Below are 26591 nucleotides of genomic sequence, written 5' to 3'. Positions count from 1 at the left end.
CCTCATTTCATTTTTTGTATACGTAAATTATCATAAATTTCAAATTTTACCGTCTGGGTCAGCGCAGCCTCGACCATAGTATGAGCGACCTGTTCAGCTGTCACTGGCTTGTAAACAAAATTGTCAGGAATAAAACGCGATACTTTATGGTAAACCTGCTGCGCGATATCTTCTAGAAAACGCTGTTCTGGACGTTCACCAATAAGCAATGAAGGCCGAATCAGACTGATTTTATCCAGGGTCAATGTTTGCACATAATCCTCCAGTTCGCCTTTAACCCGGTTATAGTAAAAATGTGATTGCGAATTGGCGCCCATCGCACTCAGCAGCAGGTAATGCGCTGAAGTCTGTTGCAATAGCTCTGCAAAGTGTGCGTTTATCGTATAGTCAATACTATAAAATGCCTGTTTAGATCCGGCTTTTTTCATGGTGCTGCCCAGACAGCTAAAGCCATGGCTATGCTGGCTGACATCCTGATCATTCAGCATCAGGAAATCCTCTAATACCAGTTGTTGAACTTTATCCAGAGCATCCAGATCTTTTTGATATTTTCTGACCACTGCAGTAATCTGCTGGCAAGTGGGTTCTTCCTGCAAACGTTTTATTAGTTGTTTCCCTACCAATCCGGTGGCACCTATAACAACGGGATGAGTCAGTGATTTAGTCATTTTTTATACGATCTCCTAGGTGGAATACTAATCTAACGTTTTCTTTAGAATTTTTCTGCATCTAAAATGTTGTCAAAGCATGTCAAGACTTGACTTCGGTGCTTAGTTTAATCAGAATATGGCACTTGTTTACGGGCTGGTGATAATTCCTCTGATGTTGGTTTTCAGTTGAGTTTCAGCCCGCCCAGACCAATCAATTTCAAGGAGTGCACGAGTGGCAAACTCTGCTCAAGCTAAAAAACGTGCTCGTCAAAACGTTAAAGCACGCAAACACAACGCAAGCTTGCGTTCTATGGTTCGTACCTATCTTAAACGTACATTAGCTGCTATCAGCACTAATGACTATGCTGTTGCTACTGAAGCGTACAAAACGCTTGTTCCAGTAATCGACCGCATGGCTGACAAAGGCATCATCCATAAAAACAAAGCAGCTCGTCACAAGAGCCGCTTGAACGCGCAAGTTAAAGCACTAGCTTCTAACTAATCGCAAATAAGAAAAGCCCTTTTTAGGGCTTTTTTTGTATCTGAAATTTAGAAAATTTAAAGAAAAAATATCAATCTTCATATTCATGCCACCTGGCTGATGTATTTAACCGGCCAATACCGTACTGAGATTGGATAATCTATTTAATAAATTCACAACCAAGTCCTATTTCTATTTTCAAGTTCTTTTAACTTATCGATCTTTATCCATCGAGGATGGCGAAGTCGTTTTGTCCTGTTTCGAATTGTCAGTGTCCCGTTTTTGACATGCGGTTAAACCCAAAATCGCGATCAGGCTTAAAACTGTAATAATTTTCATAATTTTTTCTCAAGAAGATTTCCATATCTATCAAGCATAGATAATTTTCAGCGTTACATTATTGAACTTTTATCTTATAAATGTAAAAAATGCTATTTTAGAATTTACTCTTTAACGTTTTAGACCGACGTATAGTTAATGATCAATACAGAAGTTCAGCATCTTTATAATTTTTACAGCTAAAAATAAAAAACCCAATTGCTGCGCACAATTGAGTCTTGGATAAAATAATTTTATTTAAGAAGTCTGTGAGCGCTTAAAATCAGCAATATCCAGTTCATGTACCTGACCACGCCAGATCCATTTTAGTTTGGACTCTAAAAATATATCTCCCTCGAACCAGACAAATAACCCTTCCATCATTTTTGGCCAGTCTTCCCGACTGACATCCTGACGTCCCGACATCACCGCAATCATTGCTGCCAAAATGGTGTCGTGGCTGACGGCCAGACTCAATCCATATTTATTTTGCGGATGAGTGTTGTAAATCAGTTCCAGCACATCCACCACACCATGAATCGGCTGTTTCATCCCCGGCAAGGCATTATTGACAAAACTGTTAATGAAGCCGAGCGCACCCTGCTTGGCGAAATAAGGTCCGGCTTTTTGAATATCCAGCACAAAACTGCCCGGCTCAACCAGAAGCCCCTGCTCTATAATTTCAATGTTATGGGTATTTTGCTCAGGAGTAACCGCATCTGCCCCTTCAATCATCAGGGCAGCGGTATCGATACAGCGCTGGATCGGACTCGAAATACAGTGATGAATCATGCGATCCGTCTGATCAGCCAGATAAGCGCCCCATTCTTGCGCCAGATCCCGTCCCTGACTGGTCAGTTGCAGGTCATAACCTGCTAAACCCTGACCCCGCACATCCTCACGAATCGAATGTCGTGTGAATAAGGTGACAGGCGTCTGTACATCGGGCAATAGATCAATTGCACTCAACATACTCGGAGGAAGCAGTTTCAGGGACACGTTACAGCCTAGTGGATTTGTAATAGCTTAATTACCACTATAACACGCTCAGGATTTTGCTCAATGCTCAGTCTGCATGTCAGACACTGCCTGCAATGCAATATTTTTCATCTCATTATTTTTAAAGGCAATGAATCCGCCATTCAGCAAGGTATTCCGATGATTATAGGTAAATGGACGGCCTTTAAAATCGACCAGGCCACCACCAATCCGTTCGAGCATACATTGACCAGCACTGGTATCCCATTCCGAGGTCGGATGAAACCGTGGATAGATATCCACCTGATCTTCTAACATCAGGCAAAATTTATAGGCACTGCCCGCTTTAAATTCCGTATAGTCAGTAAGCTTGGCCAGACTTTGCAAATACTCGGTATATTTCGGTTTCTGCTGGCTGCTTTGACTCAAACCTACAGAAAGTATTTTGGTTGTCAAAGACGTTTCATATTCGAACCAGGCCATAGTTCGAATATCATATTTATAAGGCAGTCCCTGCTCTGGACAGAAATAAATCAGTTGCTGCTCAGGAACCGCCAATATGGCAAAAGTGGTTAAACTGCCTCTGACCAGACTTAAATTAATGGTGAATTCAGGCCGTTGGTGCAAAAACTCTTTGGTTCCATCTAGCGGATCAAGCAACCAGAATTCTGTCCATGAGCGGCGTTCATGCTCTTGCCCTTCCTCAGACAATAAAGGTAAGTCTGAAATCTCCGCCAAAGCCCGAGTCAGATAAGTATTAACCCGAAAATCTGCCTGAGTCACCGGAGAATTATCATCCTTTTTAAGGATATCAAAAGCTGCACCAGAACAATAACGCTGATATTCTTCTCGCAAAATTTCACAAGCTTGGGTCAAAATGGGCACGAACTGTAAAACCATCGGGTCTTGTGGCGCTGCTGTTGCTCTAAACATAGAAAACCTGAATCTCTCAAATGCTCTGAAAAACCTAACATATTTTTCAATAGGCAGGGATAGAGTTTCAAAATATTAATTTAGATATATTTTTATTTATTATTTAATTTTATACATATATTCAAAAACATACTTACATTCATAATAGATAGAAACTCTTAACTGGAGGACTTTGCTACGATTTCAATTCTATTTGCATACCCGTATTACCCGCTAGATTGACTGCAGACGCCCATCGACTATCGCGATTTTGTATTATTTTTTTAAGATAAAAATGCCCGGATAAGTACCACCATCCGAGCTTTAGTAAAAATATAATTTGTTGGCTAAGAAAATTAATGCATTCCTAAATCAGTAATAGCGATAATCTTAATATCCTCTTTTAAATCAAGATAACTCATGACTTCTTTAGAAATCTGCTCTAGATCAGTTCCACCATGTTCTGCCAGTCCGACAGAAGCATTTTTGAGTTCGACTGTCTTAATTTCACCGTTCTGCATGTAAGCAATTAAATGTGTGGGTTGAGGACCTGATGGCACTCCTAGATTAACGACACTTTGAAAATCAGCATCCATTTTTATTCCTTACAATTTAATTAATGTGTTTCTTATTTAAGCGAAGAAAATAGAGCAAAACAATTGAATGACCTTTATGGATTATTATCCAATTTGTAAAGCGCGACCAGTTGGGTTCTGTGCTGCCAAAGTACATTTTTTTTGCACCTGATGCGTTTCAACCTCATTGCTCGCGTCTACTTATTGCAGATAAACCAGCAACTCAAAGGCCCGATAATTCTACTTATAAAAAACTTTATGAAACGCATTCGTATCCCACCAAAGATCGCAAATGTCTTTAACTGTGAGCTGTTTCAGATATTCATCCCCCTCCTTTCAACACAATAGCGGTATTGCCACACGATATTAAGGTTAGGTATTAGTCGAATCGACGGACCACCCCTATCTGTCACCACCCCCACCTTTTCATGTAGTTGTGCTTTATTGAATTTAAGCCCACCATCACTTCAACCCATATAAATTTTCCTGCCCAAATGCTCTATACTTTGCATATATTCAAGCAGAGCGAAATGATGTATACCCCGATGTACATCATTTTTTCTTGAAAGGTAAATGATTTTGTTGAACTTTGAAATTATTTGATCACCGTTAAAGAACGCGAAAGACAGCTAATTTCATTGAATCTAAAGCTTTTCTACATGCTTTGTTGAACTTTGAAAAACTTTGGAGAATCCTGAATGCAAAGACCGACTATCATTTTCGATATGGATGGTACTTTACTTGACCTTGCCTACGATGATTTTATCTGGAACGAGTTATTGCCTGTACGTTATGCAGCAACTCATGGCTGTAGCCTGGAACAAAGCCAAGCGATACTCTTTGCATTTTATCAGCAACATAATCACACTTTAAACTGGTACTCCTCGCGCTTCTGGACGGCGAAAGTCGGAGTTGATGTTTTGGCCATGCAAATTGAACATAAAGATAAAGTCGCTTTACGCCCTCACTGTCTTGAATTACTGGATTATCTCAAAAATAACGGCTATCCCATCTGGCTGGCCACCAACGCTGACTGTGCCGGTCTAGCTTTCAAACTGGATCACTTGAATTTAAGAGATTATTTTGATGTGATTGTCAGCTCAGAAACGATTGGGCATGCCAAAGAATTTGTCGAATTCTGGCAAGGCCTGAATGCACTGCATCCATTTGATCCTACACATGCTTATTTTATTGATGATACTGAAAAAGTCCTGAATGGCGCCAAAACCTATGGCATTCAAAATCTGTTGAGCATCCAGCAACCCTCTTCAGCCAAAGTCGCACGCGAGACTTGCAATTACCCGATGCTGCACCAATTAACAGATTTAATCACATATTTAAATCAGGCTGAGGTAGAAATAAAATATGCGTAAATCGTCTTTACCCGAAGATGCGGTAGGCATGCGTATAGACAAATGGCTATGGGCAGCACGGTTTTTCAAAACCCGTTCGATTGCCAAACATGCGATTGAAGGCGGTAAAGTTCATCACAATGGTGAACGTGTCAAGGTATCACGCGAAGTCCGCGTCGGTATGGAACTGACGATTCAGCAAGGTATCGACAAAAAAACCGTGCTGGTTAAGGAACTTTCTGATGTTCGTGGCCCTGCACCGGTGGCACAAAAACTGTATGAAGAAACCGAAGTCAGTATTGCACGTCGGGAATTGATTACATCACAAAGAAAGTTGCATAATCTAGCTCGTCCCGACCATCGTCCAAGCAAGAAAGATCGTCGTGACATCAGTAAATTTAAAAATGAAAATAGTCAGAATTTTGATGAGTCATGGTCCTATAATGACGATTAAATTTAAGCGTCAGAATATGTCGTACATGCGCTGACTTTTATAGAACACTAGGGAAAATTCTGTCACTATACACCTGTGGAACAAAGCTCTAATTTAAGACATCCACTTGAGTACTAACTTAGTGACATCGTATTGAGGTTGTAAGATGGATGAGAATAAAAACAAGGCGCTCAATGCTGCCTTAAGCCAGATTGAAAAACAGTTTGGTAAAAATACAGTTATGCGTCTTGGTGACAATACCGTTCAGGCAGTTGAAGCTGTGTCTACAGGTTCTTTAACGCTGGATATCGCGCTCGGTATTGGTGGTTTACCTAAAGGTCGTATCGTCGAGATCTATGGTCCTGAATCTTCAGGTAAAACCACAATGACTCTGCAAGCAATTGCAGAGTGTCAAAAAGCAGGCGGTACATGTGCATTCATCGATGCAGAACACGCACTTGATCCTCAATATGCACGCAAACTGGGTGTAGATATCGACAACCTGCTGGTATCGCAACCCGATCACGGTGAACAGGCACTTGAAATCGCAGACATGCTGGTGCGTTCTGGCGCGATCGACATGATCGTTGTCGATTCCGTGGCTGCCTTGACTCCGCGCGCTGAAATTGAAGGTGAAATGGGTGACTCGCATATGGGTCTGCAAGCCCGCTTGATGAGCCAGGCACTGCGTAAAATTACCGGTAATGCCAAACGCTCAAACTGCATGGTGATCTTCATTAACCAGATTCGTATGAAGATTGGTGTCATGTTCGGTAGCCCTGAAACCACAACTGGTGGTAACGCACTGAAGTTCTATGCATCTGTACGTCTGGATATTCGTCGTATTGGACAAGTGAAAGAAGGTGACGAGATTGTTGGGTCTGAAACCAAAGTCAAAGTCGTGAAAAACAAAATGGCGCCTCCGTTTAAAGAAGCTTTATTCCAGATTCTTTATGGCAAAGGTGTTAACCATCTAGGTGAATTGATCGACCTTGCTGTACAGCAAGAAATCGTGCAGAAAGCCGGTGCGTGGTATTCATATCAAGGCGAAAAAATTGGCCAAGGTAAGAACAACACCATCCGTTATCTGGAAGAGCATAAAGAAATGGCTCAGACGATTGAAAAACTGATTCGCGACCAGCTTCTGACTAAAGCAGTGGTTGTTGAAGAAGACAATAGCAAGGAAGAGCCCGACTTTTTAGATGCGTGATATTATTAGATGCATCATCTATAAACGTCAAGACACAGCGCCCTACGGGGCGTTTTGTTATTATATATGGAATGTAAAATCCGAGAGAATCATGTCAGACGCGAAATTTAGCAAACTGCTCGATTATGAAACTTTAAAACAGCAGTTTGGCGATACTGAAGATCATACTCGACCTGCAAAAACAGCGCTGCAAGACACTCCTGAATTTGATCCCGAGGAACGCCTGTTTTCTTCATCATCAGCCAAAGATGAAAAAAAACCAGGACTGACTGGCTCACGTTTACGTTCTTATGCTTTTGCGGTACTGACGCGCAAGGAATATTCCAAAGCTGAACTGATAGAGAAACTCGCCCTCTATGCAGAGCATCGTGATGAAGTTATTAATCTGGTTGAAGAGCTGTCCCGTGAGAACTATCAAAGTGATCAGCGCGTAGCGGAAACCATGTTGTCGAGTCAAAAGCGTAAAGGCAAAGGCCCCAATCAAATTAAAATGAAACTCAAGAGTAAAAAGATTGATGCCGCGCTTATTTCGGAAGAACTCAAGGAAACCGACTGGGTACAGCAGGCCTACGAGCTAAAAGTAAAAAAATATGGAATAGAAGTCACTAAAGATCCTAAGCTCAAAGCCAAACAGATCCGTTTCCTGATGTATCGTGGTTTTGAAATGGATGCGATTATCAAGGCAATTAACCGTAAAGCAGAAGATTAACTCTTATCTTTTTTTTGAAAGCCTTAATGAATTAAATATTTAATCCCATATAGTTGAGAAAATAAAGTAAAGCACAATATAAACTAATAATGATTTAATCATTAAACTAATAAGATAATGCTGTGTGAGGATATTGAAAAAGGAATAATATGTGAAAATATAAAACTGCGAATTTTCATTGTTATTATAATAAGAAGAATATGGTGGCAACCCTACCAGCAAAGCTCCGGCACATCATAGTTCTACTACCGTTGCTACCTTCCGGTCCTGGCGGGGTTCATAGAGTATAATTGCGAAGTAACCAGCAGGGTTACCATTACAAAAACAGAGTATAGAGATTTTTAATCAAGTTGCAAGCCTTGTTTCTTAAAATACCCCTTTCAGCTATCCGTTTGATTATTTTAAAAACAATATCGATATTTCTGCAGCTTTGGGAGCAATCTTCACAATCAATCCATCAATACTCAGATTCACATGATCTTTGTAAAACCTTGTTGCATTTTCTAAAAATGCCGTTTTTAATGTGTGCAACGTATATCAATGATCTATCTTGAAAAGATGAGTAGCGGATCCGCATCTCACAAAGAATTATGGAAATTTTATGATGCTTAAAAAGACCGTATTGTGTGCAGTGACAGCACTCTTTACCATCCCTCTATTTGCCAATATTCCTATTGAATCGCGTGGCTTGAGTCAAACCAGCAACCAGACTGCAGTCAATACCCCAGCCGCAATCCCTGCTGGCGCAGCTCCAGCCGTTCAAACCAATACCAGCTGGCAAATCATGCAAAAGAACCAGCAGCTCGAGAATGATCTACGGATTTTGCGCGGTAAAATAGAGGAACAGGAAAACGAGATTACGCAGCTTAAAAATGAACTGAACAATCGTTATGCCGATCTCGATCAGCGCCTAGAACTGTTACAGCAAAAAATTGAACCTGCTGAAGACAATCCAACGGAGGAAAACCCACAGGATACTGCACCCAGTCTAAGCGCAAATAAGGTCAATACAGCAAGCAGCGGACAGCAACCTGCTGAGCTGGAAAAAGCAGCTTATACCGTGGCTTTAGATGCTTATAAAAATGGCGGTGCAGCCAAAGCCATTGCACCCATGCAGAACTTTATCAAGAATAACCCGAATAGCGTTTATATCAGCAATGCTTATTTCTGGTTAGCGGAATTCAATCTGGCGATCGACCCGCCAAAATTTGCTGAAGCGAAACGTAATTATCTGATTGTCGTTGACCGCTATCCAAATTCTGCGAAAGCCTCCACTGCCCTTTATCAGCTTTATAACATCAGCAAAGATGTCGAAAAGAATGCTACGCTTGCATCGCAATATAAGACAAAGCTATTGAAGAATTATCCGAAAGCTGAAGAAATAAAATTTCTTAAGTAAAATAGAAAGTTGTAAAGCAAAAAAAGACACCATGAAGGTGTCTTTTTTTAATTCTGTCATTTAGCGCACGATGCCACGCTTAGACTGCTCAAGTGAATCAATCAGACGTTGTGCTTCAGGAACTTCTGGAAGAATTTCGCTACGGATTTTCTCAACCGCTTCCTGAGTGGTTAATCCCGATTTATAAATCAGCTTAAAGGATTCACGCAAACCGTTAATGGTATCTTTCGACCAGCCTTTACGACGCATACCTTCGACATTCATGGCAAATGCATGGGCCGGATTGCCTGAAACCATGACATAAGCCGGGACATCTTTTAGAATTAATGATGCACCCCCAATCATGCTATAAGAGTCAATCTTGCAGAACTGATGAATTCCAGAGTTACCGCCAATGACGACGTAATCACCTATATGCACATGACCAGCCACACCGACATTGTTGGCGAAAATATTATAATCACCGACCATACAGTCATGAGCAATATGCGTATTCACCATGAGCAGATTATGACTGCCAATCTTGGTTATACCTTGATCCTGGACCGTACCACGATGCAGACTGCAATGCTCGCGAATCTTGTTATGATCACCAATTTCCAGCCAGGTTTCTTCACCTGCGTATTTTAGATCCTGACAAACTTCGCCCACACTGGCAAACTGGAAAATTTCGTTATATTCACCTATACGCGTATAGCCTCCCACCACGACATGTGAATGAAGTTTGCTACCCGCCCCAATAGTGACATTTGGCCCAACAATACAATAAGGACCAATTTCTACACCGGCAGCAATGACTGCTGATGAATCAATAATGGCAGTTGGATGAATCAGGGGATTATTGCTCATGCCTGCTCGACTTTCTGATGCGAAACCATAATTTCCGCGGTTGTTGCGACGACGCCATCTACTGTGGCAGTACAATTATATTTGTAAATGCCGCGTTTATGCATCACTAATTCAGATTTTAAAACCAATTGGTCACCTGCAACCACCTGTTTTTTAAATCTAACCCTCTCCGCACCCGCAAACAGGAACAATGAACCCTCGCTTGGAACTTCATTATTCATCACAAAGCCCAAGATTCCAGAAATTTGAGCCAATGCCTCTACAATCAGCACACCCGGCATGATGGGATAATTCGGGAAATGGCCTTGCAGAAACTCTTCATTAATTGAGACATTCTTATAACCAACAATGCCATTTTCGGTAATCTCAACAACGCGATCAACCAGTAAAAATGGATAACGATGGGGCAAATATTCACGAATCTTTTGAATATTCATTGGCAATTCAGGCTTCGTGAATGTAGGCAAATTCGACTCTATCATCATAATTATTTACGCAACTTAAATGTTGATTCAATGGACTCAATTTGAGATTGCATATGATCTAATCGTTTTACCAATTGGGTCAATGGCACATCTGCTAATTGTCTTAAACGAACCACCGTGCGTTTCCATTGCTGATTTGGCAGCAATCCCATACCTGAAGAATATGTACCAGCTTCAGTAATGTTATTTGTCACCATTGACATTCCAGTTAATGTCACATTATCGACTATATCTAGATGTCCTGATACACCACAAGCACCTGCCAGAATACAGTTTTTGCCAATTGTGGTACTACCTGCAATACCGCATTTAGCCGCAATAGCGGTATTAGCACCAATCTTGACGTTATGGGCGATTTGCACAAGATTATCAATAATGACGCCTTGTTCCAAAATCGTGTCATCCAAGGCACCGCGATCGATACTACAGTTTGAACCAATCCGGACATCATCAGCAATGCGCACCGAACCCAACTGGGCAATACGATGCCATTTACCTTGATAAGGTGCAAAACCAAAACCCTCACTGCCAATTACGCTATTGGCATGAATGCGAACACGATTTCCGATTTTAGTTTCACCGGTCAATGTGACATGTGCATCGATAAAACAGTCATTACCAATTTCAACCTGATTATCTATTTGAACATGTGACTGGATAATCGTGTTTTCACCCACTACGCAGTTCTCGCCAATTACCACATAATGTCCAATATAGGCACTGTCAGCAATGATGGCAGAGGGATGAATTTGTGCAGTACTTTCAATGCCCCGATTCGTATGCTTTTTCTCAAAAACGTGAGTCAGAATAGCAAAAGCCAGGTAAGGATTGGCCACTATAATAAAATTGTGCTTGGACCTTAGCTGCTCTTTTAATTCAGCAGTTACAATCAAAGCACCCGCCTGACTCTGAGCAGCCTGTTCCAGATATTTATCTGCATTAACAAATGCCAGGTCTTGAGAAGTTGCCTTTTCAAGACTTGCCAGACCTCTCAAACACAAATCTGCCTGACCTGCATACTCGCCTTGTACAAGGCGAGCGAGATCAGCTAACTGAAGTTTTTGATGATTCATTGATTACTTAATTGCATTAACCTTTTGAATCATTTTATCAGTTAAATCATATTTAGCGTCATAAGCAAGTGCTGAATTTTTATTTAAAATCCCATCCAGGTTATTTTCTTTGCGCAGCTGCTCAGCAACTAACTTGACACGTGCATCAAATATGGTGCGAATCTGTTTAATTGAACCCTGAACACTACTCTGCACAGATTGCTGGAGCTGGTTTAATTCCTGAAACTTGGTTTGATACTGGGCAGACATTTGCTGTTTTTCTGCATCAGTCAATTTGGTATTTGACTGAGCGCGTTGCTGTAAAGTTTCTAGTTCTTTACTGAGCTGCTCAATCTTGGTCGTTTGCGGCTGAATTTTTTGCTGGAATATCGAATTTTGTTGTTTCAGGTATGTACTGCCTTCAACCACTCGTTCCAGATCAATTACCCCGATACTGGCCGCGTGAGTTATAGGAGCAATATTCGCTAAAGCCAGGCTCATCGCCATAATCATTTTTTTCATATTCTTACTCATTCAAAAAAATTTGCTCACAAAGTTTTTAAACCTCATGAGCAAAATCTACCTTCAGGATTTCCTGAGACTCTTAGAAAGTACGTCCAATTTCAAACTGGATATTTTTGGTTTCATCGCCGTCTTTTTTATTCAATGGATAAGCATAGCTCAGTGATAATGGCCCAATCATGGTAATCCAGGTAAAGCCAGCACCTACGCTATAACGCATATTATCAACATCAAAACCGAAGTTGTCCTTACAATACTGTTTGGCATCTACCCGGCCAACCTGACTATTAACATATATCTCACCACGTGGTACATCACATTGTGTATCAAATACTTGTGCACCTTCAGCAAACAGGACCGGACGAACCTGACGTGCCCAATCCCCCTTGAACGGAATAGGAAGTACCAGTTCAGTACCAAACTGCACTAAAGCATTACCACCGACTTCTTCAGGATCCCAATCTCTTTGATTGGTTTCATTAAAAGTTACGCCTGGATATCTAGGCCCCAGTGTACTGTTCTCATAACCACGAACCGAGCCGAAACCACCTGCAAAGAAATTCTTATAGAATGGCAGATCATTACCATAACCCAACTTGCCATAACCGCGCAGGATAAAATCTTTACCTAGCGGGAAGAATGCCTGTGCATCATAAGTCAGTTTTTGGTATTCCACATCACTGCCCGGCAATGCGACTTCACCATTGATTCGATGAGACATACCACTTGTCGGGAACATCGGGCGGTTTAAGGTATTATAAGACCATCCCAAATTCAAATTGTAGGTTAAGAAGTCACCTTTGAACTGGTCATCAAAATCAACCAAGTCCGCTGTCTGACGATCGGCATCCAGACACTTGTCTTTGATGTCATAACCTTCAGGTGGATTTGTTGGTCTCGGCTTTTTATCCAACACATCTAAATCTGCCTGAGAATACAGATAGGCTGTACACACATCAGTCCGGCGATTCGTAGCCTTGCCACCTTTCGATAACAAATAGTCACGTACATAAGTAGACACATACGGACCAGTTGTTACTTCGGTCTGGTCAATATTGAGCCCCATGCTGACACTCTGGTTCTCATCAATTGGATAACCAAAGTTAATCCCACCACCAAAACTGTCTGTTACATAGTTGTTGACGTTATAGTCATCATCCAGCTTGGTTTTACGATAATAAAGATTATAACCGCGACGCACCCCATCAATCGTAAAGTACGGGTCCATCACACTCAGGTTATAGTAATCTTGCGTTTCAGAACGTGATAAATCGATCGATACACTATTACCGGTACCCAAGAAATTGGTCTGGCTTAAACCGGCCTGGAATGTAACACCGCCACTTTGCGAGAAACCAACCGCCAAGGTACTGGTTCCTGAATGCTGCTCTTCGACTGCAACATTCAGATCTACCTGATCCGGCGAACCAGGAATACGTGCCGGTTTAATATCTACGGTTTTAAAGAAGCCGGTACGCTCCAGACGCACTTTAGAAAGGTCAATCTTCTCATTACTTGCTAATGCACCTTCCATCTGGCGCATTTCACGGCGTAATACTTCATCGGCTGTTTTATTGTTACCGGTAAAATTAATACGTCGTACCGTAACCTGCTGACCCGGATTAATATAGTAATTCAGATCAACCATTTTGGTGTCATTGTTAATTTGAGGAACAACGTTGACTTCGGCATAGTAATAACCCGCATTACCATACTTGCGTAACAATAACTGCTTAACCGCGTTGACCTTTTCCTGAGAATAAATTTCGCCTTCTTTGAAGATTTGCAAGGCTTGCAATTCTTCAGTCTTATAAAGCGCATCGCCTAAATATTTGGTTTGACCAAATTTAAACTGCTCACCTTCATCCACAGAAACTTCGATAAAGACATTCTTTTTATCTTCACTCAAGTTAAGACTAGAATTGGTAATATTAAAGTTGATATAACCGCGATTCAGATACATGGCACGCAAAGCTTCCAGGCTTGCCGCCATTTTTTCACGTGCATAACGGTCATTTCGGGAAATGACAGAACTCCAGCCACTTTCTTTTACTGCGAAAGCCTGCTTGATATCGGATTCTTTAAATACAGTATTACCAATAATATTGATATCGAAAACTTTGGCTGCTTTGCCTTCAACAAAATCGATCAGCAATTCAACCCGGTTATTTGGTCGAGGAGTTGTCTTAACTGTAATATCCGCATCATAACGACCTTGCTGCATGTACTGCTGTTCAAGTTCAGTTTCAATGGTTTGTAATGCTGACTTCTTCAGCACCTCACCTTCAGCCAGACCCATTTTCTTCAGGCCATCTTCAAGTGCTTCCTTAGGAATCAGTTTATTGCCTTTCAATTCAATTTTTGAAATGACTGGGCGTTCAACCACCTGGAAAACCAAAGTATTGCCTTGCTGAACAGCTTTAATGTCATCAAACAGGCCTGATGCATACAAGCTACGAATTGCATTAGAGATGATAGGATCATTGACCCGATCACCACTGTTAATCGGCACTAGGCCATACACATTGTCAGGAGTTAAACGTACTAATCCATCAAATTTTATATCTTGTACAATGAATTCATCTGCTGCATATACTTGTTGTGCTACTGCCATTGCACTAACGAGTGCCAGAGGCATAAATAAATGTGTGTGCTGCATGCCAGTCTTTTCCGCTGTTAATTTATTCCATCTACGTTGTTATAAACGCATAAAATCATTAAATAATGCCAGAAGCATCATACTGCCGAGCAGTACCATACCAATTTTTAGTCCAACCAATTGTATTTGTTCGGAAACAGGTTTACCACGAATTAATTCAACAAAATAGTAAACCAGATGTCCACCATCAAGCATTGGAATAGGCAATAGGTTTAATATTCCTAAACTTACACTCATTAGGGCCATAAAGGAAATAAAAGTTTCCCAACCCATTTCTGCGCTCTGTCCGGCCACTTTGGCAATGGTAATTGGTCCTGATAAATTATCCAGACCAATCAGGCCACGCACCATTTTGACAATCGAGTTCAGAATCATTGAAGATAAATGTGCTGTTTTATCAAATGCCATGACCAGCGCTTCACCTGGCGTATAATGGATGGTCTGCTTATATTCTGCAGGAATGTTAATTTTACCCGGGTCACTTTGCACGCCCAGCATACCGGTCACATTCCCCATATTGTCACGTTTGCCTTGCGGCATGACCTCAAGCTGAACCACCTGATTTCCACGTAGTACATCAATTTTAAGCAACTTTTCTGGAGATGCCTGCACCACCTGTACGACATCAAACCAGTCTTTCATCTGCACACCATCAATGGCCAGAATCTTGTCACCCTCTTTCAAGCCTTGACGTATGGCTGCTCCATCATCGCTGAGTTTGGAGATGACTGCCGGAATCTGTGGACGATATGGCAAGAAGCCCAGACTATCGAGTGGTGACTGGCTTTGATCTTTGAGGAATTCCTGAATCGGCAACTGGAACTGTTTGTTCTCACCCGCACGGTCCACCTGTATAGAAACCACGCCAGTTTCACCAACACGATCTACCAAGGCATAATTGAGTTTTTCCCAGGTTTCTACCTGAGTGCCATCCACAGCTACAATCTTGTCACCTGGCTGCATCTGTACGGTCGCAGCAGGAGTATTTGGAAGAACTTTGCCTACCCGGGTATTGAGTTGTTCTTGTGCCGGTAAAAACAGCACCCAAAACAAAAGGACTGCAAAAATCAGGTTGATCAACGGACCCGCGGCCACAATGGCAATCCGCTTCCACGGATGCTGCCGATTGAAGGCTTTCGGTAAATCTTCTTCAGCGACATTGCCTTCTCGCTCATCCAGCATTTTGACGTACCCGCCCAAAGGCAAGGCAGACAATTGGTACTGAATTCCAGATTTTTTCGAGGTCCATTTTAATAAGGTCGGTCCAAAACCAATGGAATAGACCAGAACTTTAACGCCCAGTTTACGCGCTACAATATAGTGACCAAACTCATGAATCGCAATTAAGGGACCGAGTAACAGGATTGCGGCTGCAATAATAAACAAGGCGCTCATGTTTTAACTTCCTTTATTCACAACATACTGCTGTGATAAACCTCGTGCCATTTGATCTGCTTGCAAGATAGCCTCCAGATCATGTGCGGGCTGATTGTCCATCTGATTCAGAACATGCTCAACCACTTGAGGAATTTGAGTAAATCTGATCTGTTGATTTAAAAATGCAGCAACTGCAATTTCATTGGCCGCATTTAAAATCGTAGGTGCAATTCCGCCACTCTGCATGGCCTGACGTGCCAGTTTTAATGCAGGGAAACGGAGCACATCCGGTTCTTGAAAATTGAGTTGTGAATGCATAAACAGATCCAGCGGTGCCACATGCGTACTGATACGCTCAGGCCATGCCAAAGCATGTGCAATAGGCGTGCCCATATCCGGATTACCCATTTGTGCCAAAGTCGAACCATCTACATATTGAACCATTGAGTGAATAATACTCTGTGGATGCACAACAACTGTAACAAATTGTTCTTGAACTGCAAACAAATGGCAGGCTTCGATCAATTCCAAACCTTTATTCATCAAGGTAGCAGAATCGACTGAAATTTTTTGCCCCATAGACCAGTTGGGATGCTTGCAGGCCTGGGCAGGTGTAACTTCCTCAAGTTGCTGCATGCTGTGGTTCAGAAATGGTCCACCTGATGCGGTCAGCAAAATCTGGGATACACCCAGTTTTGGTTTACCATGACGCTCTGCTTCAAAATAATGCTGGGGCAGACACTGAAAAATTGCATTGTGTTCAGAATCAACAGGAAGCAATAAAGCACCATGATCGCGCACTGCCTGCATCATGATGTCACCCGACATGACCAAGGCTTCTTTATTGGCCAGCAGTACGCGCTTACCCGCTTTCACCGCAGCCAAGGTTGGTAACAAGCCTGCTGCACCAACAATTGCTGCCATCACAATATCGACATCAGCATGTTCAGCCACTGCAATTAAACCGGCTTCATCATGCAAAATTTCAATATCGGATAAATGGTGTTGCTGGAGTCGTTTTGAGAGTTCATCTACTTTATCAGCTGGCACCACCACCACTTTAGGATGGTATTGACGGCAAATTTCGACCAGCTCATTAATACGACTTTGCGCGGTCACAGCAAAAACCGAGTATGCTTCAGGATGTCGCTGCAAGATTTTTAAAGTACTTTGACCAATGGAACCTGTAGCACCCAGTATACAAACTGCTTGTGACATTTATAAATCTACACCAATAAGTTTTAAAACAGCCATACCTGCTGCAAAGATTGGAGCTGCAGCAAGCAAAGAATCAATACGATCCAGTACTCCGCCATGCCCTGGCAAAATTCGACCTGAATCCTTAATACCGGCACGACGTTTGATCATGGATTCAAACAGGTCTCCCAGCACCGAACTAAATACTGTAACCACTGACAAAATAAGGAATAAAATCAGTTCTGGCCAAGTCATATCCAGATAAAGCAAAGCAACTGCAGTCACGATCAGCATTGAAGTAACAATACCGCCATAAAGTCCTTCTATAGACTTGTTAGGACTGACATCTGGCGCCAGTTTTTTCTTGCCGAATTTACGACCTACAAAATACGCACCGCTGTCTGCGCCCCATACCAGTAAAAACAGGTACATCAGCCACCAAGGTGAACTTTGCCAGACCGAGAAAATTGCAGTAACCGCAGCGGAAATTAATACCACCCCGATGCCATGCAGACTGTTATTGTACCAGCCATCATATTCAGGGTAGGTTTTTACCCAGTAAATACTCAGTAACCAGGTAACAATAGAAGCTACCCATAACAATAAGGCGACCTCGGCAAAATACAATGCCAAAGCGGAGAGTGCTGCAGTGAGCACTCCATATCCCCAAGCAACAGGTTTGACGACATGTTTAAATTTTCGAGGCATGAGTTTAAACCACTCATAACCTGCCACCCCGGCAGCCACAACCATCAATGCGAACATTGGATAATGTGATTCGGTAGCAAACATGCAACTAAGTACAACTGCTACCAGTACCAATGCGGTTATAATCCGCTCAAACATTTATTAATTCTCAAGTCTTTCTTGATGAATCTGCTCTGATGTTTTACCAAAACGACGTTCGCGACCACCAAACACAGCAAGTGCATCGTCAAACTCTTCTATGGTAAATTCTGGCCATAAGGTCTCAGTAAAATACAACTCTGCATATGCTGCCTGCCAGAGCAGGAAATTGGACAAGCGGAAATCTCCACCAGTACGAATCAGCAGATCAACAGGCGGCAAGTCACTCAGACTGACATATTGACCAAACATATCAGTATCAATTGCTTCAAGATCTAATTTATTTGTTAAAACATCCGCAGCAATCTGCTTCGCAGCTTGTGCCATGTCCCACATTCCACCATAGCTGATTGCAATGGTGAGCGTCATACTATCGAAATTAGCAGTCCTTTGTTCTGCTTGCAACATCAGCGCCCGCAGTTCAGGAGATAAACGCGACCGATCACCAATAAATCGCAAGGAAATGTTAAATTTTTCCATACGTGGCAACTGTTCATGAATGGTGTCTTCCAACAGCTTCATGAGCAGGTCTACTTCATATTGGGGACGGTTCCAGTTTTCACTGGAAAATGCAAAGACAGTTAAAGCCTGGATATTTCTTTTTCTGCAATGTTCGACGATAGGATCCAGAACCGTTTTTCCTTCACGGTGCCCGTCACCTTTTTGCATCTGATTTTTTTTGGCAAAACGATTGTTGCCATCCATAATGATGGCAACATGTTTTGGAAGACAGGAATTTTCTTCAGCAGCGGTCATCGATGAATTAGACCTTCATCAATTCAGCTTCTTTCGCAGCCAAGCGTTTGTCTACTTCAGCAACAAATTTGTCTGTAATTTTCTGAATGTCGTCAGAAGCACGGCGTTCATCATCTTCAGAAATTTCTTTTTCTTTCAACAATGCTTTGATATCGCCTAATACATCACGACGGATGTTACGGATGGCAACTTTGGCATTTTCAGCCTCGTTTCGTGCAACTTTCTGCATGTCACGACGGGTTTCTTCAGTCAGAGCTGCCATTGGCACACGGATCGCGTCTGCAGTAATCGGGTTCAGACCCAGATCAGATTCACGGATCGCCTTGTCAATTGCCGCCACCATTGAACGTTCAAATGGCTGAACCAGCAAAGTACGTGAATCTTCAACACCTACGTTTGCAACTTGGTTCAATGGCACATCAGAGCCATAGTAAGGAACCATGACACCGTTTAGAATCGAGGGATGCGCACGTCCGGTACGAACTTTAGCAAAACCGTGTTCCAACGATTCAAGTGACTTGTTCATACGCTCTTCTGCGTCTTTTTTAAGATCGTTAATCATATGATCTTCCTTACTTAATTCTTTAAAAGAGGTTATTACTAAATTAGCGTGTAGTATAAAGTGCTTTGGTGCTCACGTCATTAATTGGTAACGTGAGTTCCTTCTTTTTCGCCCATAACGACGGAAAGCAATGCACCAGATTTATTCATATCAAATACTTGTAGTGGTACATTGTGGTCGCGACACAAGCAGATCGCTGTTAAATCCATCACACCCAGCTTTTCGTCCAGAACCTGGTCAAAAGTCAAAGTGTCATATTTCACTGCATCTTCGTACTTGCTTGGATCTTTGTTATATACGCCATCTACCTTGGTCGCTTTCAAGATCAAATCTGATTCTATTTCGATACCGCGTAAACAGGCAGCAGTGTCTGTCGTAAAGAACGGATTACCTGTACCTGCCACAAATACACATACTTCACCCTGAGTCAGGTGACGGATTGCATCACGGCTTGAGTAAGACTCAACCACAGCACCAATTGGCAAAGCAGACATTAAACGGGTTTTAATATTACGGCGCACCAAAGCGTCGCGAAGTGCCAAACCGTTCATGACTGTAGCCAGCATACCCATCTGGTCGCCAGTTACACGACCCACCAGGCCATCTTTTTGTAGTTGACTGCCGCGATAGAGGTTACCACCACCAACAACAATACCTACTTGTACGCCTAAACCCACAAGGTGCGCAATAGAAAGTGACATCTGATCGAGCACTTGTGCATCGATTCCCATGTCTTTATTGCCTGCCAGCGCTTCACCAGAAAGCTTTAACAGGATGCGACCAAAGCGTGGCTTTTTAGAATCCAACATCATCAAACTCCAAAGTATTCAATTTAAATTTTTTTAATTCAAAATATTAAGCAGACTTGACTGAAATGAGTTTTGCATACAGATCGTATTCATCTGCATCAGTAATCTCAACTTCAAGCAAATCCCCTGCCTTAATGACACTTTTATCGATATCTTCAACAAAAACATTACCATCAATTTCAGGTGCATCTGCATACGAACGTGCAACCGCTACCGGGAATTCATCTTCCAGGTCATCTACCAGCACAGTCATGATCTGACCGATACGCTGTTGGAGTTTGGCTGCCGAGATTTCCTGCTGAACCTGCATGAAACGCTCATAGCGTTCTTGTTTAATTTCTTCAGGAACGTGATCTGGCAAATCATTTGCTGTCGCACCTTCAACTGGCGAATAGGTGAAACATCCCACACGATCCAACTGAGCTTCTTTCAGCCAGTCCAGTAACATCTGGAAGTCTTCTTCGGTTTCACCCGGGAAACCCACCACAAATGTTGAACGGAGCACCAGATCAGGACATTTCTCACGCCAGATTTTCAAACGCTCCAGGGTATTTTCACTGTGCGCAGGCCGTTTCATCAGTTTGAGAATTTTTGGACTTGCATGCTGGAATGGAATATCCAGATAAGGCAGGATTTTGCCTTGTGCCATCAGGTCAATTACAGCATCCACATGCGGGTACGGGTAAACATAGTGCAAACGCACCCAGATTCCCAACTGCCCCAATGCTTCACACATATCATAGAATTTGGTTTTAACCGGCTGGCCATTCCAGAAATCCAGCTTGTATTTCGTGTCCAGGCCATAAGCAGAAGTATCCTGGGAGATGACAAGTACTTCTTTTACACCGGCACGTTTCAGCGCTGCAGCTTCTTCAAGCACAGAACCGACTGGACGTGAGACTAAATCGCCACGCATGCTTGGAATAATACAGAAGGTACAACGGTGGTTACAGCCTTCAGATATTTTCAGATAAGCATAGTGTTTTGGGGTCAGGCGGATGCCTTGCTCTGGAACCAGATCAATAAATGGATTGTGTTTTGGCGGCTCAGGCACGTATTGATGAACCGCATCCATAACTTCTTTATATGCCGCTGCACCTGTCACTTTCAGGACATTCGGATGCATCTGGCGAATCTTGTCTTCGTCTTTACCTAGACAACCTGTTACGATCACGCGACCATTCGCGCTCATCGCCTCACCAATCGCATCTAGCGATTCTTGCACTGCAGATTCAATGAAACCACAGGTATTTACTACAACTAAATCAGCACCGTCATAATCCGAAGCGACGTCATAACCTTCAGTCTTTAACTGGGTTAAAATACGTTCAGAATCTACCAATGCCTTAGGACAACCTAAAGATACAAAACCGACTTTGGGGGACTTCATGAATTTTCGCTCTACTAGAATGCGCGTATTGTATGTCTTTTCGCATCATAAAAATAGTTGAAAACCCGACTCTTTGCATCACGCACTAAAATATAGCCATAAAATATTCAAGATACCCAGCAATGCACCAAAATGAATCATTTTAGATTTACAGCCTCAAATTAATCCGTTATATCTAAGATGAACCATGTTGCTCTGCCACATTTCTGCGTTTTCCAGCAAAAAATAAACTCTATTCATAAAAGTTGGCGTGCATCTTGCATCAAATCAGAACTTAAAATTGATTAAATTGCTTTATGAAGATGCCATTGCGCCATTTTAATACAGGAACAAACCCGCGAATGGATCAACTTATTCCGATCGACTATCGTGTTTTAGTGGACAATATGACCACATGTATCTTATTGATAGACCGCGATCTAAATATTTATTATCTGAACTCTGCCTGCGAAGCCCTATTTGATGTGAGCTTATTTCGGGCGAGTGGCACATCTGTGCTGAATATTTTGCAAAACCCCACAGATGAGTTTAATACCGAAGAAGCCCTGAATAATACCTTAAGTACGGGACAGCCCTATACGCGTCGTGAAGCCACTATTCTGGTCAACTTCAAAGACATTCATGTCGATTACACTGTTTCTCAGCTAAACCTTGGCAAACCTTATCATCCGCTGTTACTCATCGAACTCAATCCTCGCGATCGCATGCTCAAAATCTCGCGTGAGGAAAATCTGGTACAACAACACCAGGTGGCGCGCCAGCTGATTCGCGGTGTCGCGCATGAAATCAAGAATCCACTCGGTGGCATTCGCGGGGCGACCCAATTACTGGCACGCAGCCTGAATGATCCACAATATAAAGAATTTACCGACATTATCATTAGCGAAGTGGATCGACTTAGAAATCTGGCCGACACCATGCTCGGCTCACGCCAGCTTCCAAGCTATGAACTGGTCAATATACATGAACCACTGGAACGGGTACGCTCCCTGATTGCCAACCAGACCAAAAAGAAAATCAAAATTACCCGGGATTACGACCTGTCATTACCTGAAGTTCTGGCAGACCGAGACCAACTGATTCAAGTCATTTTGAATATTTGTGCCAATGCTGTACAGGCCATGACCGAAAACAAGGAATTCTTTATCCAACATCAACCGGAACTGATTTTAAGAACCCGGATTCAGCGTCTCTTTACCATTAACGGGGTGATTCACCGTTCTGTGGTACGGATTGATATTGAAGACAATGGCCCGGGAGTTCCGGAAGATATTATCGAATCGGTGTTTTATCCACTGGTCACCAGTCGGGCCAAAGGAACCGGTCTGGGCCTCAGTATTGCTCAAAATATTATTCATCAGCACAACGGCATGATCGAGTGTCAGTCCGTGGCTGGAAAAACTGTCTTTAGCTTATATTTACCTTGGGAGTCAAATCATGTCGCGAAATAAAATATGGGTGATTGATGATGATCGCGCCATGCGCTGGGTACTGGAAAAGACCTTTAAAGAAGAAGGTCTGGATGTGACCAGTTTTGAAGAAGCACAATCTGCTCTGGATCAATTGAGTATTGAAGCACCCGATGTAATTCTGACCGATATCCGCATGCCGGGTATTGATGGACTCACCTTCCTGGGCAAGGTTAAACACAGTTATCCGGACCTGCCTGTCATTATTATGACAGCACATTCAGACCTGGAATCTGCTGTATCAAGTTATCAAACCGGTGCATTTGAATATTTACCTAAGCCTTTTGATATTGATGAAGCGCTGGCGCTGGTAAATCGTGCAATTTTACATATTACCAAGCTGCAGCAGCAAGAGTCAGCAAAGACTGCCCCGCCAATTCAATCTACAGAGATTATTGGTGAGTCACCTGCCATGCAGGAAGTATTCCGAGCCATTGGCCGTTTGTCTCAATCGCACATTACCGTATTGATTAATGGTGAGTCGGGTACAGGTAAAGAGCTGGTGGCGCATGCCCTGCATCGTCATTCACCACGCAGTTCAAAACCTTTTATTGCGCTCAATATGGCAGCCATTCCAAAAGACCTGATCGAGACAGAATTATTCGGCCATGAGAAAGGTGCCTTTACCGGTGCCAATACCCAACGTCAAGGTCGTTTTGAACAGGCCAACGGCGGTACATTGTTCTTAGATGAAATTGGCGATATGCCATTTGAGACCCAGACCCGTTTACTACGTGTACTCGCAGATGGTGAGTTCTACCGTGTTGGCGGTCATATTCCGGTTAAGGTCGATGTGCGTATCGTGGCAGCGACACATCAGGATCTGGAAAAACTGGTCCATGATGGCCGTTTCCGGGAGGACTTGTATCACCGCCTGAATGTGATCCGGATTCATATCCCCAAATTGGCACATCGCAGTGAAGATATTCCGATGCTGGCACAGCACTTCCTTGCACGTGCCGGGAAGGAACTCGGTGTAAATCCCAAGATATTGCGTCCTGAAACTCAGGAATACATGCAAAAGCTGCCTTGGCAAGGTAATGTTCGTCAGCTGGAAAATACCTGTCGCTGGCTAACCGTAATGATTACAGGTCGTGAAGTTTATCCTGAAGACCTGCCACCTGAACTGAAACAGATTCCGATCCAGCAACAGGATCCTGGTGCTCCGATCCCAAACCTGAACCAGATTGCACCGCATCACTGGGATGAATTACTAGGTCAATGGGCAATCCAGAAGCTGAAAAATGGCGAGATGAAATTACTGGATGCAGCGACACCCATGTTTGAGCGCACTCTAATTAATGCAGCCCTGCAACAAACACGCGGCCGTAAGCGTCATGCTGCTGAACTTCTGGGCTGGGGGCGTAACACCTTGACCCGCAAACTTAAAGAACTGGGCATGGACAGTGCTGATGATGACGAAGTAGAAGAAATCGAAAGCCAGGCCTGAAAATAAAAAAGCACCCGCGGGTGCTTTTTTATTACGACCAGTAAAAAGTTAGACAGTTAAACCAATATAACGTGAATAGCCTGCTGCGCCCAAATCAGATTTTAATATTAAATAGTTTGGATATGTACTTAGGCTAATTTCCTCAAACATATTTACCACGTCGTCATTGGCATGCAATTCATCCACTGTTTTTTGCATGGTTTGCTCGAATTCATCAGTGATATATTCAAAGCCAATATCCATGGCAATAAATAAGGTATGTTCACAAGGTTGGATATATTGCTCTTCCTGCCAGTTAATGATGTCTTGGTGGCAATGTGGGCAGGCAATATTATCGGTGGCCTGAATCGAAAGCGGAATAATTTGATATGCCATATGAAAGTCAATCTGTTTGCTATTTGTCTATTTTAGCAAATTTTATGGCTTGTCTTTACTCAATTAAAAATCCAGTTGATAAAAAAGGGAATCTTCAGACTCCCTTTTTTAATATTGATAGCTCTGCTCTCAAGGCCCAATTAGGTATGCGCAGCCTTATAACGTGATAATGCTGTGACTGCGACTGCCGAGACCACCACTGCCGGTAAACTTGCCATAAGAATACCTGTAGTTCCCAAACCCAATGCCAGAATTTTTCCGGTTAACAACGGTCCGGTCATCGCCCCTAAACGTCCTAGCGAGATTGCACTCCCTACACCAGTCACCTTACCCAAGTCCGAATAAAAAATCGGTGAGATCCCATAGAGAATAGATTGGCCACCTGTAGAGAAAATACCTCCCATAATTCCCGCAAAAATCAAAAGTGGAATAGAAGTAGTGGTAAAAAGTAATACCAGCGCCACAAACAAACCACTATAAATAATGACTGCCATTTGCCAAAGCTTTAAACGGTCCAGTAAATAACCCAGACTTAAGGTTCCAATCACTGCCCCTATCTGGAACATTAACATTACCAAAAATGCCTGCTGCTTCTGTAAGCCTTGTTCCATAAGTAAATTAGGCAACCAGCTGATCAAAATATAATTAATCATGAGAGTAAAAAAGAAACCAACCCAAAGAGGTAATGTATTTCTATACTGTCGCTGCTTGAACAAAACTTCAGCCATTCCCGGTACAGCTTCGCCAGAAACCGGCACTTCCACATTCATTTTAGGCTTATCTTTAAGAATAAACGCCATCAATGGAATTAATACCAAAGGCGTTAATCCCCCAATCAGGAATAAGGTTTGCCATTGAATATCCGGAAGCAGCATGGCCAGACCGGCAACAAAGATCGCACCTACCGGCAAACCACAATACATCAAACTATTTAACTTGCCACGGTTGGCTTCCGTTGCTTCATCACCGACGACTGAAATCATGGTCGGCATTGCAGCACCTAAACCCAGCCCGGTAAAGAAACGCGCTGCATATAAAACTTCGATACTTGGCGCAATCGCAGTCAGCGACATGAACAGACCAAAAATAGTCACAGAGAGCATCAGGACTTTCTTTTGCCCTAAATAATCTGCGATACGTCCACCAAAGAATGCGCCGAACAGCATTCCAAAGACGCCCAGGCTAAACACATAACCCATTTGAACCTGACCTAAACCAAAGCTTGCTGCAATTCCTTTCGCTGCAACCCCGGGAGCTTGAAGGTCAAAACCTTCAAAAAATGCGACCCAAAAACATAAGAATATGGTTAAGATTTTTTGGGTTTTTCCGCTGTATGGCTGTGCCATGATTGATCTCCATCAATAATCTACAAATCGCTTCATCACCTGGCGATCCGTTGCCCTATTCTCAACTTAATGCTGATTGAGAAATAGCACGACAATAGTCGGGTTTAAGTACTCTCATCGGCAATAAATAGTGTCAAAATTAGACCTAAAAGATTAAGTATCCAGACTTATTACATCTTAATAATTTCAATTGAATATATTTTTCAATAACTTGACTTCATAGTAGGTATTTCTAATCTCACGATAGTCAAAACTTATACAAAACCACCAGCCAATAAAAAACCCGCGAGATGCGGGCTTTTGTTAAGAGAAAAATCAGTGTTAATTTGATTTAAATTTCATATAATAAAAAACTCTGCACACGACAAAAAAATCATCCCCACCCGATTTTCATAGGTTTAGGGGTTAAAAAGCTAACTAACTGTCGAAA

The 26591-nt window shown here is 42.5% G+C and carries 27 protein-coding genes and 1 other RNA gene; 8 read left to right on the top strand and 20 right to left on the bottom strand.

Going from position 1 to position 26591, the window contains the following annotated elements; genetic code table 11:
- Positions 1-2: 2 nt before the first annotated feature.
- A complete protein-coding gene (locus VXP95_RS06825) occupies positions 3-668 on the bottom strand; it encodes an NAD(P)H-binding protein (RefSeq protein WP_064096052.1) in 666 nt (221 codons plus the stop codon).
- A 214-nt stretch (positions 669-882) separates the two neighbouring features.
- Between VXP95_RS06825 and rpsT the strand changes: the two genes are divergently transcribed.
- On the top strand, positions 883-1152 hold the full coding sequence (rpsT, locus tag VXP95_RS06820; RefSeq protein ID WP_005096723.1) for a 30S ribosomal protein S20: 270 nt from the start codon (positions 883-885) through the stop codon (positions 1150-1152).
- 192 nt (positions 1153-1344) lie between these two features.
- Here rpsT and VXP95_RS06815 read toward each other — a convergent pair whose 3' ends face one another.
- The 4 genes from VXP95_RS06815 to VXP95_RS06800 form a co-directional block, all read right to left on the bottom strand.
- The gene (locus VXP95_RS06815; RefSeq protein WP_257220449.1) at positions 1345-1470 is read right to left on the bottom strand and encodes a hypothetical protein; all 126 of its coding nucleotides are present in this window, start codon (positions 1468-1470) and stop codon (positions 1345-1347) included.
- Positions 1471-1707: 237 nt separating this feature from the next.
- Complete coding sequence (locus VXP95_RS06810) at positions 1708-2448, bottom strand: histidine phosphatase family protein (protein WP_064096051.1); 741 nt, start codon at positions 2446-2448, stop codon at positions 1708-1710.
- Between the two features lie 60 nt (positions 2449-2508).
- The gene (locus VXP95_RS06805; RefSeq protein ID WP_416711737.1) at positions 2509-3360 is read right to left on the bottom strand and encodes a 3'(2'),5'-bisphosphate nucleotidase CysQ family protein; all 852 of its coding nucleotides are present in this window, start codon (positions 3358-3360) and stop codon (positions 2509-2511) included.
- A gap of 335 nt (positions 3361-3695) precedes the next feature.
- The gene (locus VXP95_RS06800; protein WP_064096049.1) at positions 3696-3935 is read right to left on the bottom strand and encodes a hypothetical protein; all 240 of its coding nucleotides are present in this window, start codon (positions 3933-3935) and stop codon (positions 3696-3698) included.
- A gap of 677 nt (positions 3936-4612) precedes the next feature.
- On the opposite strand from VXP95_RS06800, the gene VXP95_RS06795 reads away from it, so the two are divergent.
- From VXP95_RS06795 to VXP95_RS06780, 4 genes are all read left to right on the top strand, one after another.
- Complete coding sequence (locus VXP95_RS06795) at positions 4613-5287, top strand: HAD-IA family hydrolase (RefSeq protein WP_416711736.1); 675 nt, start codon at positions 4613-4615, stop codon at positions 5285-5287.
- On the top strand, positions 5280-5720 hold the full coding sequence (locus VXP95_RS06790; RefSeq protein ID WP_144723958.1) for an RNA-binding S4 domain-containing protein: 441 nt from the start codon (positions 5280-5282) through the stop codon (positions 5718-5720). Before VXP95_RS06795 ends, VXP95_RS06790 begins: the two co-directional genes overlap by 8 nt.
- 145 nt (positions 5721-5865) lie before the next feature.
- The gene (gene recA, locus VXP95_RS06785) at positions 5866-6909 is read left to right on the top strand and encodes a recombinase RecA (RefSeq protein WP_416681074.1); all 1044 of its coding nucleotides are present in this window, start codon (positions 5866-5868) and stop codon (positions 6907-6909) included.
- 91 nt (positions 6910-7000) lie between these two features.
- A complete protein-coding gene (locus tag VXP95_RS06780; protein WP_416705467.1) occupies positions 7001-7618 on the top strand; it encodes a regulatory protein RecX in 618 nt (205 codons plus the stop codon).
- A gap of 210 nt (positions 7619-7828) precedes the next feature.
- On the opposite strand, the gene ffs is transcribed toward VXP95_RS06780, so the two are convergent.
- Positions 7829-7925: signal recognition particle sRNA small type (gene ffs / locus VXP95_RS06775), an RNA gene on the bottom strand.
- Positions 7926-8219: 294 nt separating this feature from the next.
- On the opposite strand from ffs, the gene VXP95_RS06770 reads away from it, so the two are divergent.
- A complete protein-coding gene (locus VXP95_RS06770; RefSeq protein ID WP_144723955.1) occupies positions 8220-9017 on the top strand; it encodes a YbgF trimerization domain-containing protein in 798 nt (265 codons plus the stop codon).
- A gap of 60 nt (positions 9018-9077) precedes the next feature.
- Here the strand turns inward: VXP95_RS06770 and lpxA are convergent, their stop codons facing one another.
- From lpxA to rimO, 12 genes are all read right to left on the bottom strand, one after another.
- Entirely contained in the window at positions 9078-9866 is a 789-nt protein-coding gene (gene lpxA, locus VXP95_RS06765) for an acyl-ACP--UDP-N-acetylglucosamine O-acyltransferase (protein WP_416711735.1), read from the bottom strand.
- A complete protein-coding gene (fabZ, locus tag VXP95_RS06760; RefSeq protein ID WP_171254947.1) occupies positions 9863-10348 on the bottom strand; it encodes a 3-hydroxyacyl-ACP dehydratase FabZ in 486 nt (161 codons plus the stop codon). The genes lpxA and fabZ overlap by 4 nt, the downstream gene beginning before the upstream one ends.
- A 5-nt stretch (positions 10349-10353) precedes the next feature.
- A complete protein-coding gene (lpxD, locus tag VXP95_RS06755) occupies positions 10354-11424 on the bottom strand; it encodes a UDP-3-O-(3-hydroxymyristoyl)glucosamine N-acyltransferase (RefSeq protein ID WP_064102044.1) in 1071 nt (356 codons plus the stop codon).
- Between the two features lie 3 nt (positions 11425-11427).
- Positions 11428-11925, bottom strand: a complete 498-nt coding sequence (locus tag VXP95_RS06750; RefSeq protein WP_416711734.1) for an OmpH family outer membrane protein — start codon at positions 11923-11925, stop codon at positions 11428-11430.
- A gap of 82 nt (positions 11926-12007) precedes the next feature.
- Complete coding sequence (gene bamA / locus VXP95_RS06745) at positions 12008-14539, bottom strand: outer membrane protein assembly factor BamA (RefSeq protein ID WP_416711760.1); 2532 nt, start codon at positions 14537-14539, stop codon at positions 12008-12010.
- An 84-nt stretch (positions 14540-14623) separates the two neighbouring features.
- On the bottom strand, positions 14624-15979 hold the full coding sequence (rseP, locus tag VXP95_RS06740; protein ID WP_064096003.1) for an RIP metalloprotease RseP: 1356 nt from the start codon (positions 15977-15979) through the stop codon (positions 14624-14626).
- A gap of 3 nt (positions 15980-15982) precedes the next feature.
- Positions 15983-17179, bottom strand: a complete 1197-nt coding sequence (gene ispC / locus VXP95_RS06735) for a 1-deoxy-D-xylulose-5-phosphate reductoisomerase (RefSeq protein WP_416711733.1) — start codon at positions 17177-17179, stop codon at positions 15983-15985.
- Positions 17180-18004 carry a phosphatidate cytidylyltransferase gene (locus VXP95_RS06730; protein ID WP_064096001.1) on the bottom strand — a complete coding sequence of 275 codons (825 nt, stop codon included), beginning with the start codon at positions 18002-18004 and terminating at the stop codon, positions 17180-17182. It abuts the gene before it with no gap.
- A gap of 3 nt (positions 18005-18007) precedes the next feature.
- Entirely contained in the window at positions 18008-18760 is a 753-nt protein-coding gene (gene uppS / locus VXP95_RS06725; RefSeq protein ID WP_064096000.1) for a polyprenyl diphosphate synthase, read from the bottom strand.
- 7 nt (positions 18761-18767) lie between these two features.
- Positions 18768-19322, bottom strand: a complete 555-nt coding sequence (frr, locus tag VXP95_RS06720; RefSeq protein WP_064102041.1) for a ribosome recycling factor — start codon at positions 19320-19322, stop codon at positions 18768-18770.
- An 80-nt stretch (positions 19323-19402) separates the two neighbouring features.
- Complete coding sequence (pyrH, locus tag VXP95_RS06715; protein ID WP_004786170.1) at positions 19403-20131, bottom strand: UMP kinase; 729 nt, start codon at positions 20129-20131, stop codon at positions 19403-19405.
- A 46-nt stretch (positions 20132-20177) separates the two neighbouring features.
- Complete coding sequence (gene rimO / locus VXP95_RS06710; protein ID WP_064095998.1) at positions 20178-21521, bottom strand: 30S ribosomal protein S12 methylthiotransferase RimO; 1344 nt, start codon at positions 21519-21521, stop codon at positions 20178-20180.
- A gap of 341 nt (positions 21522-21862) precedes the next feature.
- On the opposite strand from rimO, the gene glnL reads away from it, so the two are divergent.
- Together glnL and glnG are read left to right on the top strand one after the other, a co-directional pair.
- Positions 21863-22972 (top strand): nitrogen regulation protein NR(II), encoded by a 1110-nt coding sequence (gene glnL / locus VXP95_RS06705; protein WP_064102040.1) that lies wholly within the window; start codon positions 21863-21865, stop codon positions 22970-22972.
- Positions 22959-24440, top strand: a complete 1482-nt coding sequence (glnG, locus tag VXP95_RS06700) for a nitrogen regulation protein NR(I) (protein WP_064095996.1) — start codon at positions 22959-22961, stop codon at positions 24438-24440. The genes glnL and glnG overlap by 14 nt, the downstream gene beginning before the upstream one ends.
- A 48-nt stretch (positions 24441-24488) precedes the next feature.
- Here the strand turns inward: glnG and VXP95_RS06695 are convergent, their stop codons facing one another.
- Positions 24489-24815 carry a hypothetical protein gene (locus VXP95_RS06695; protein ID WP_064095995.1) on the bottom strand — a complete coding sequence of 109 codons (327 nt, stop codon included), beginning with the start codon at positions 24813-24815 and terminating at the stop codon, positions 24489-24491.
- Positions 24816-24955: 140 nt separating this feature from the next.
- Positions 24956-26161 carry a 3-(3-hydroxy-phenyl)propionate transporter MhpT gene (mhpT, locus tag VXP95_RS06690; protein WP_416705473.1) on the bottom strand — a complete coding sequence of 402 codons (1206 nt, stop codon included), beginning with the start codon at positions 26159-26161 and terminating at the stop codon, positions 24956-24958.
- Positions 26162-26591: the final 430 nt, after the last annotated feature.

It is taken from the genome of Acinetobacter sp. 226 (assembly GCF_048147925.1).
Taxonomy (GTDB): Bacteria; Pseudomonadota; Gammaproteobacteria; order Pseudomonadales; family Moraxellaceae; genus Acinetobacter; species Acinetobacter pecorum.
Note: the sequence above shows the minus strand (reverse complement) of the source record. Positions and strands in the feature narration are given on the sequence as shown.

What these genes read in the sequence shown, in the direction of transcription:
- VXP95_RS06825 (WP_064096052.1), bottom strand. Translation starts at nt 668, where the DNA reads ATGACTAAATCACTGACTCATCCCGTTGTTATAGGTGCCACCGGATTG.
- VXP95_RS06815 (WP_257220449.1), bottom strand. Translation starts at nt 1,470, where the DNA reads ATGAAAATTATTACAGTTTTAAGCCTGATCGCGATTTTGGGTTTAACC.
- VXP95_RS06805 (WP_416711737.1), bottom strand. Translation starts at nt 3,360, where the DNA reads ATGTTTAGAGCAACAGCAGCGCCACAAGACCCGATGGTTTTACAGTTC.
- VXP95_RS06800 (WP_064096049.1), bottom strand. Translation starts at nt 3,935, where the DNA reads ATGGATGCTGATTTTCAAAGTGTCGTTAATCTAGGAGTGCCATCAGGT.
- VXP95_RS06795 (WP_416711736.1), top strand. Translation starts at nt 4,613, where the DNA reads ATGCAAAGACCGACTATCATTTTCGATATGGATGGTACTTTACTTGAC.
- VXP95_RS06790 (WP_144723958.1), top strand. Translation starts at nt 5,280, where the DNA reads ATGCGTAAATCGTCTTTACCCGAAGATGCGGTAGGCATGCGTATAGAC.
- recA (WP_416681074.1), top strand. Translation starts at nt 5,866, where the DNA reads ATGGATGAGAATAAAAACAAGGCGCTCAATGCTGCCTTAAGCCAGATT.
- VXP95_RS06780 (WP_416705467.1), top strand. Translation starts at nt 7,001, where the DNA reads ATGTCAGACGCGAAATTTAGCAAACTGCTCGATTATGAAACTTTAAAA.
- VXP95_RS06770 (WP_144723955.1), top strand. Translation starts at nt 8,220, where the DNA reads ATGATGCTTAAAAAGACCGTATTGTGTGCAGTGACAGCACTCTTTACC.
- lpxA (WP_416711735.1), bottom strand. Translation starts at nt 9,866, where the DNA reads ATGAGCAATAATCCCCTGATTCATCCAACTGCCATTATTGATTCATCA.
- fabZ (WP_171254947.1), bottom strand. Translation starts at nt 10,348, where the DNA reads ATGATAGAGTCGAATTTGCCTACATTCACGAAGCCTGAATTGCCAATG.
- lpxD (WP_064102044.1), bottom strand. Translation starts at nt 11,424, where the DNA reads ATGAATCATCAAAAACTTCAGTTAGCTGATCTCGCTCGCCTTGTACAA.
- VXP95_RS06750 (WP_416711734.1), bottom strand. Translation starts at nt 11,925, where the DNA reads ATGAAAAAAATGATTATGGCGATGAGCCTGGCTTTAGCGAATATTGCT.
- bamA (WP_416711760.1), bottom strand. Translation starts at nt 14,539, where the DNA reads ATGGCAGTAGCACAACAAGTATATGCAGCAGATGAATTCATTGTACAA.
- rseP (WP_064096003.1), bottom strand. Translation starts at nt 15,979, where the DNA reads ATGAGCGCCTTGTTTATTATTGCAGCCGCAATCCTGTTACTCGGTCCC.
- ispC (WP_416711733.1), bottom strand. Translation starts at nt 17,179, where the DNA reads ATGTCACAAGCAGTTTGTATACTGGGTGCTACAGGTTCCATTGGTCAA.
- VXP95_RS06730 (WP_064096001.1), bottom strand. Translation starts at nt 18,004, where the DNA reads ATGTTTGAGCGGATTATAACCGCATTGGTACTGGTAGCAGTTGTACTT.
- uppS (WP_064096000.1), bottom strand. Translation starts at nt 18,760, where the DNA reads ATGACCGCTGCTGAAGAAAATTCCTGTCTTCCAAAACATGTTGCCATC.
- frr (WP_064102041.1), bottom strand. Translation starts at nt 19,322, where the DNA reads ATGATTAACGATCTTAAAAAAGACGCAGAAGAGCGTATGAACAAGTCA.
- pyrH (WP_004786170.1), bottom strand. Translation starts at nt 20,131, where the DNA reads ATGTTGGATTCTAAAAAGCCACGCTTTGGTCGCATCCTGTTAAAGCTT.
- rimO (WP_064095998.1), bottom strand. Translation starts at nt 21,521, where the DNA reads ATGAAGTCCCCCAAAGTCGGTTTTGTATCTTTAGGTTGTCCTAAGGCA.
- glnL (WP_064102040.1), top strand. Translation starts at nt 21,863, where the DNA reads ATGGATCAACTTATTCCGATCGACTATCGTGTTTTAGTGGACAATATG.
- glnG (WP_064095996.1), top strand. Translation starts at nt 22,959, where the DNA reads ATGTCGCGAAATAAAATATGGGTGATTGATGATGATCGCGCCATGCGC.
- VXP95_RS06695 (WP_064095995.1), bottom strand. Translation starts at nt 24,815, where the DNA reads ATGGCATATCAAATTATTCCGCTTTCGATTCAGGCCACCGATAATATT.
- mhpT (WP_416705473.1), bottom strand. Translation starts at nt 26,161, where the DNA reads ATGGCACAGCCATACAGCGGAAAAACCCAAAAAATCTTAACCATATTC.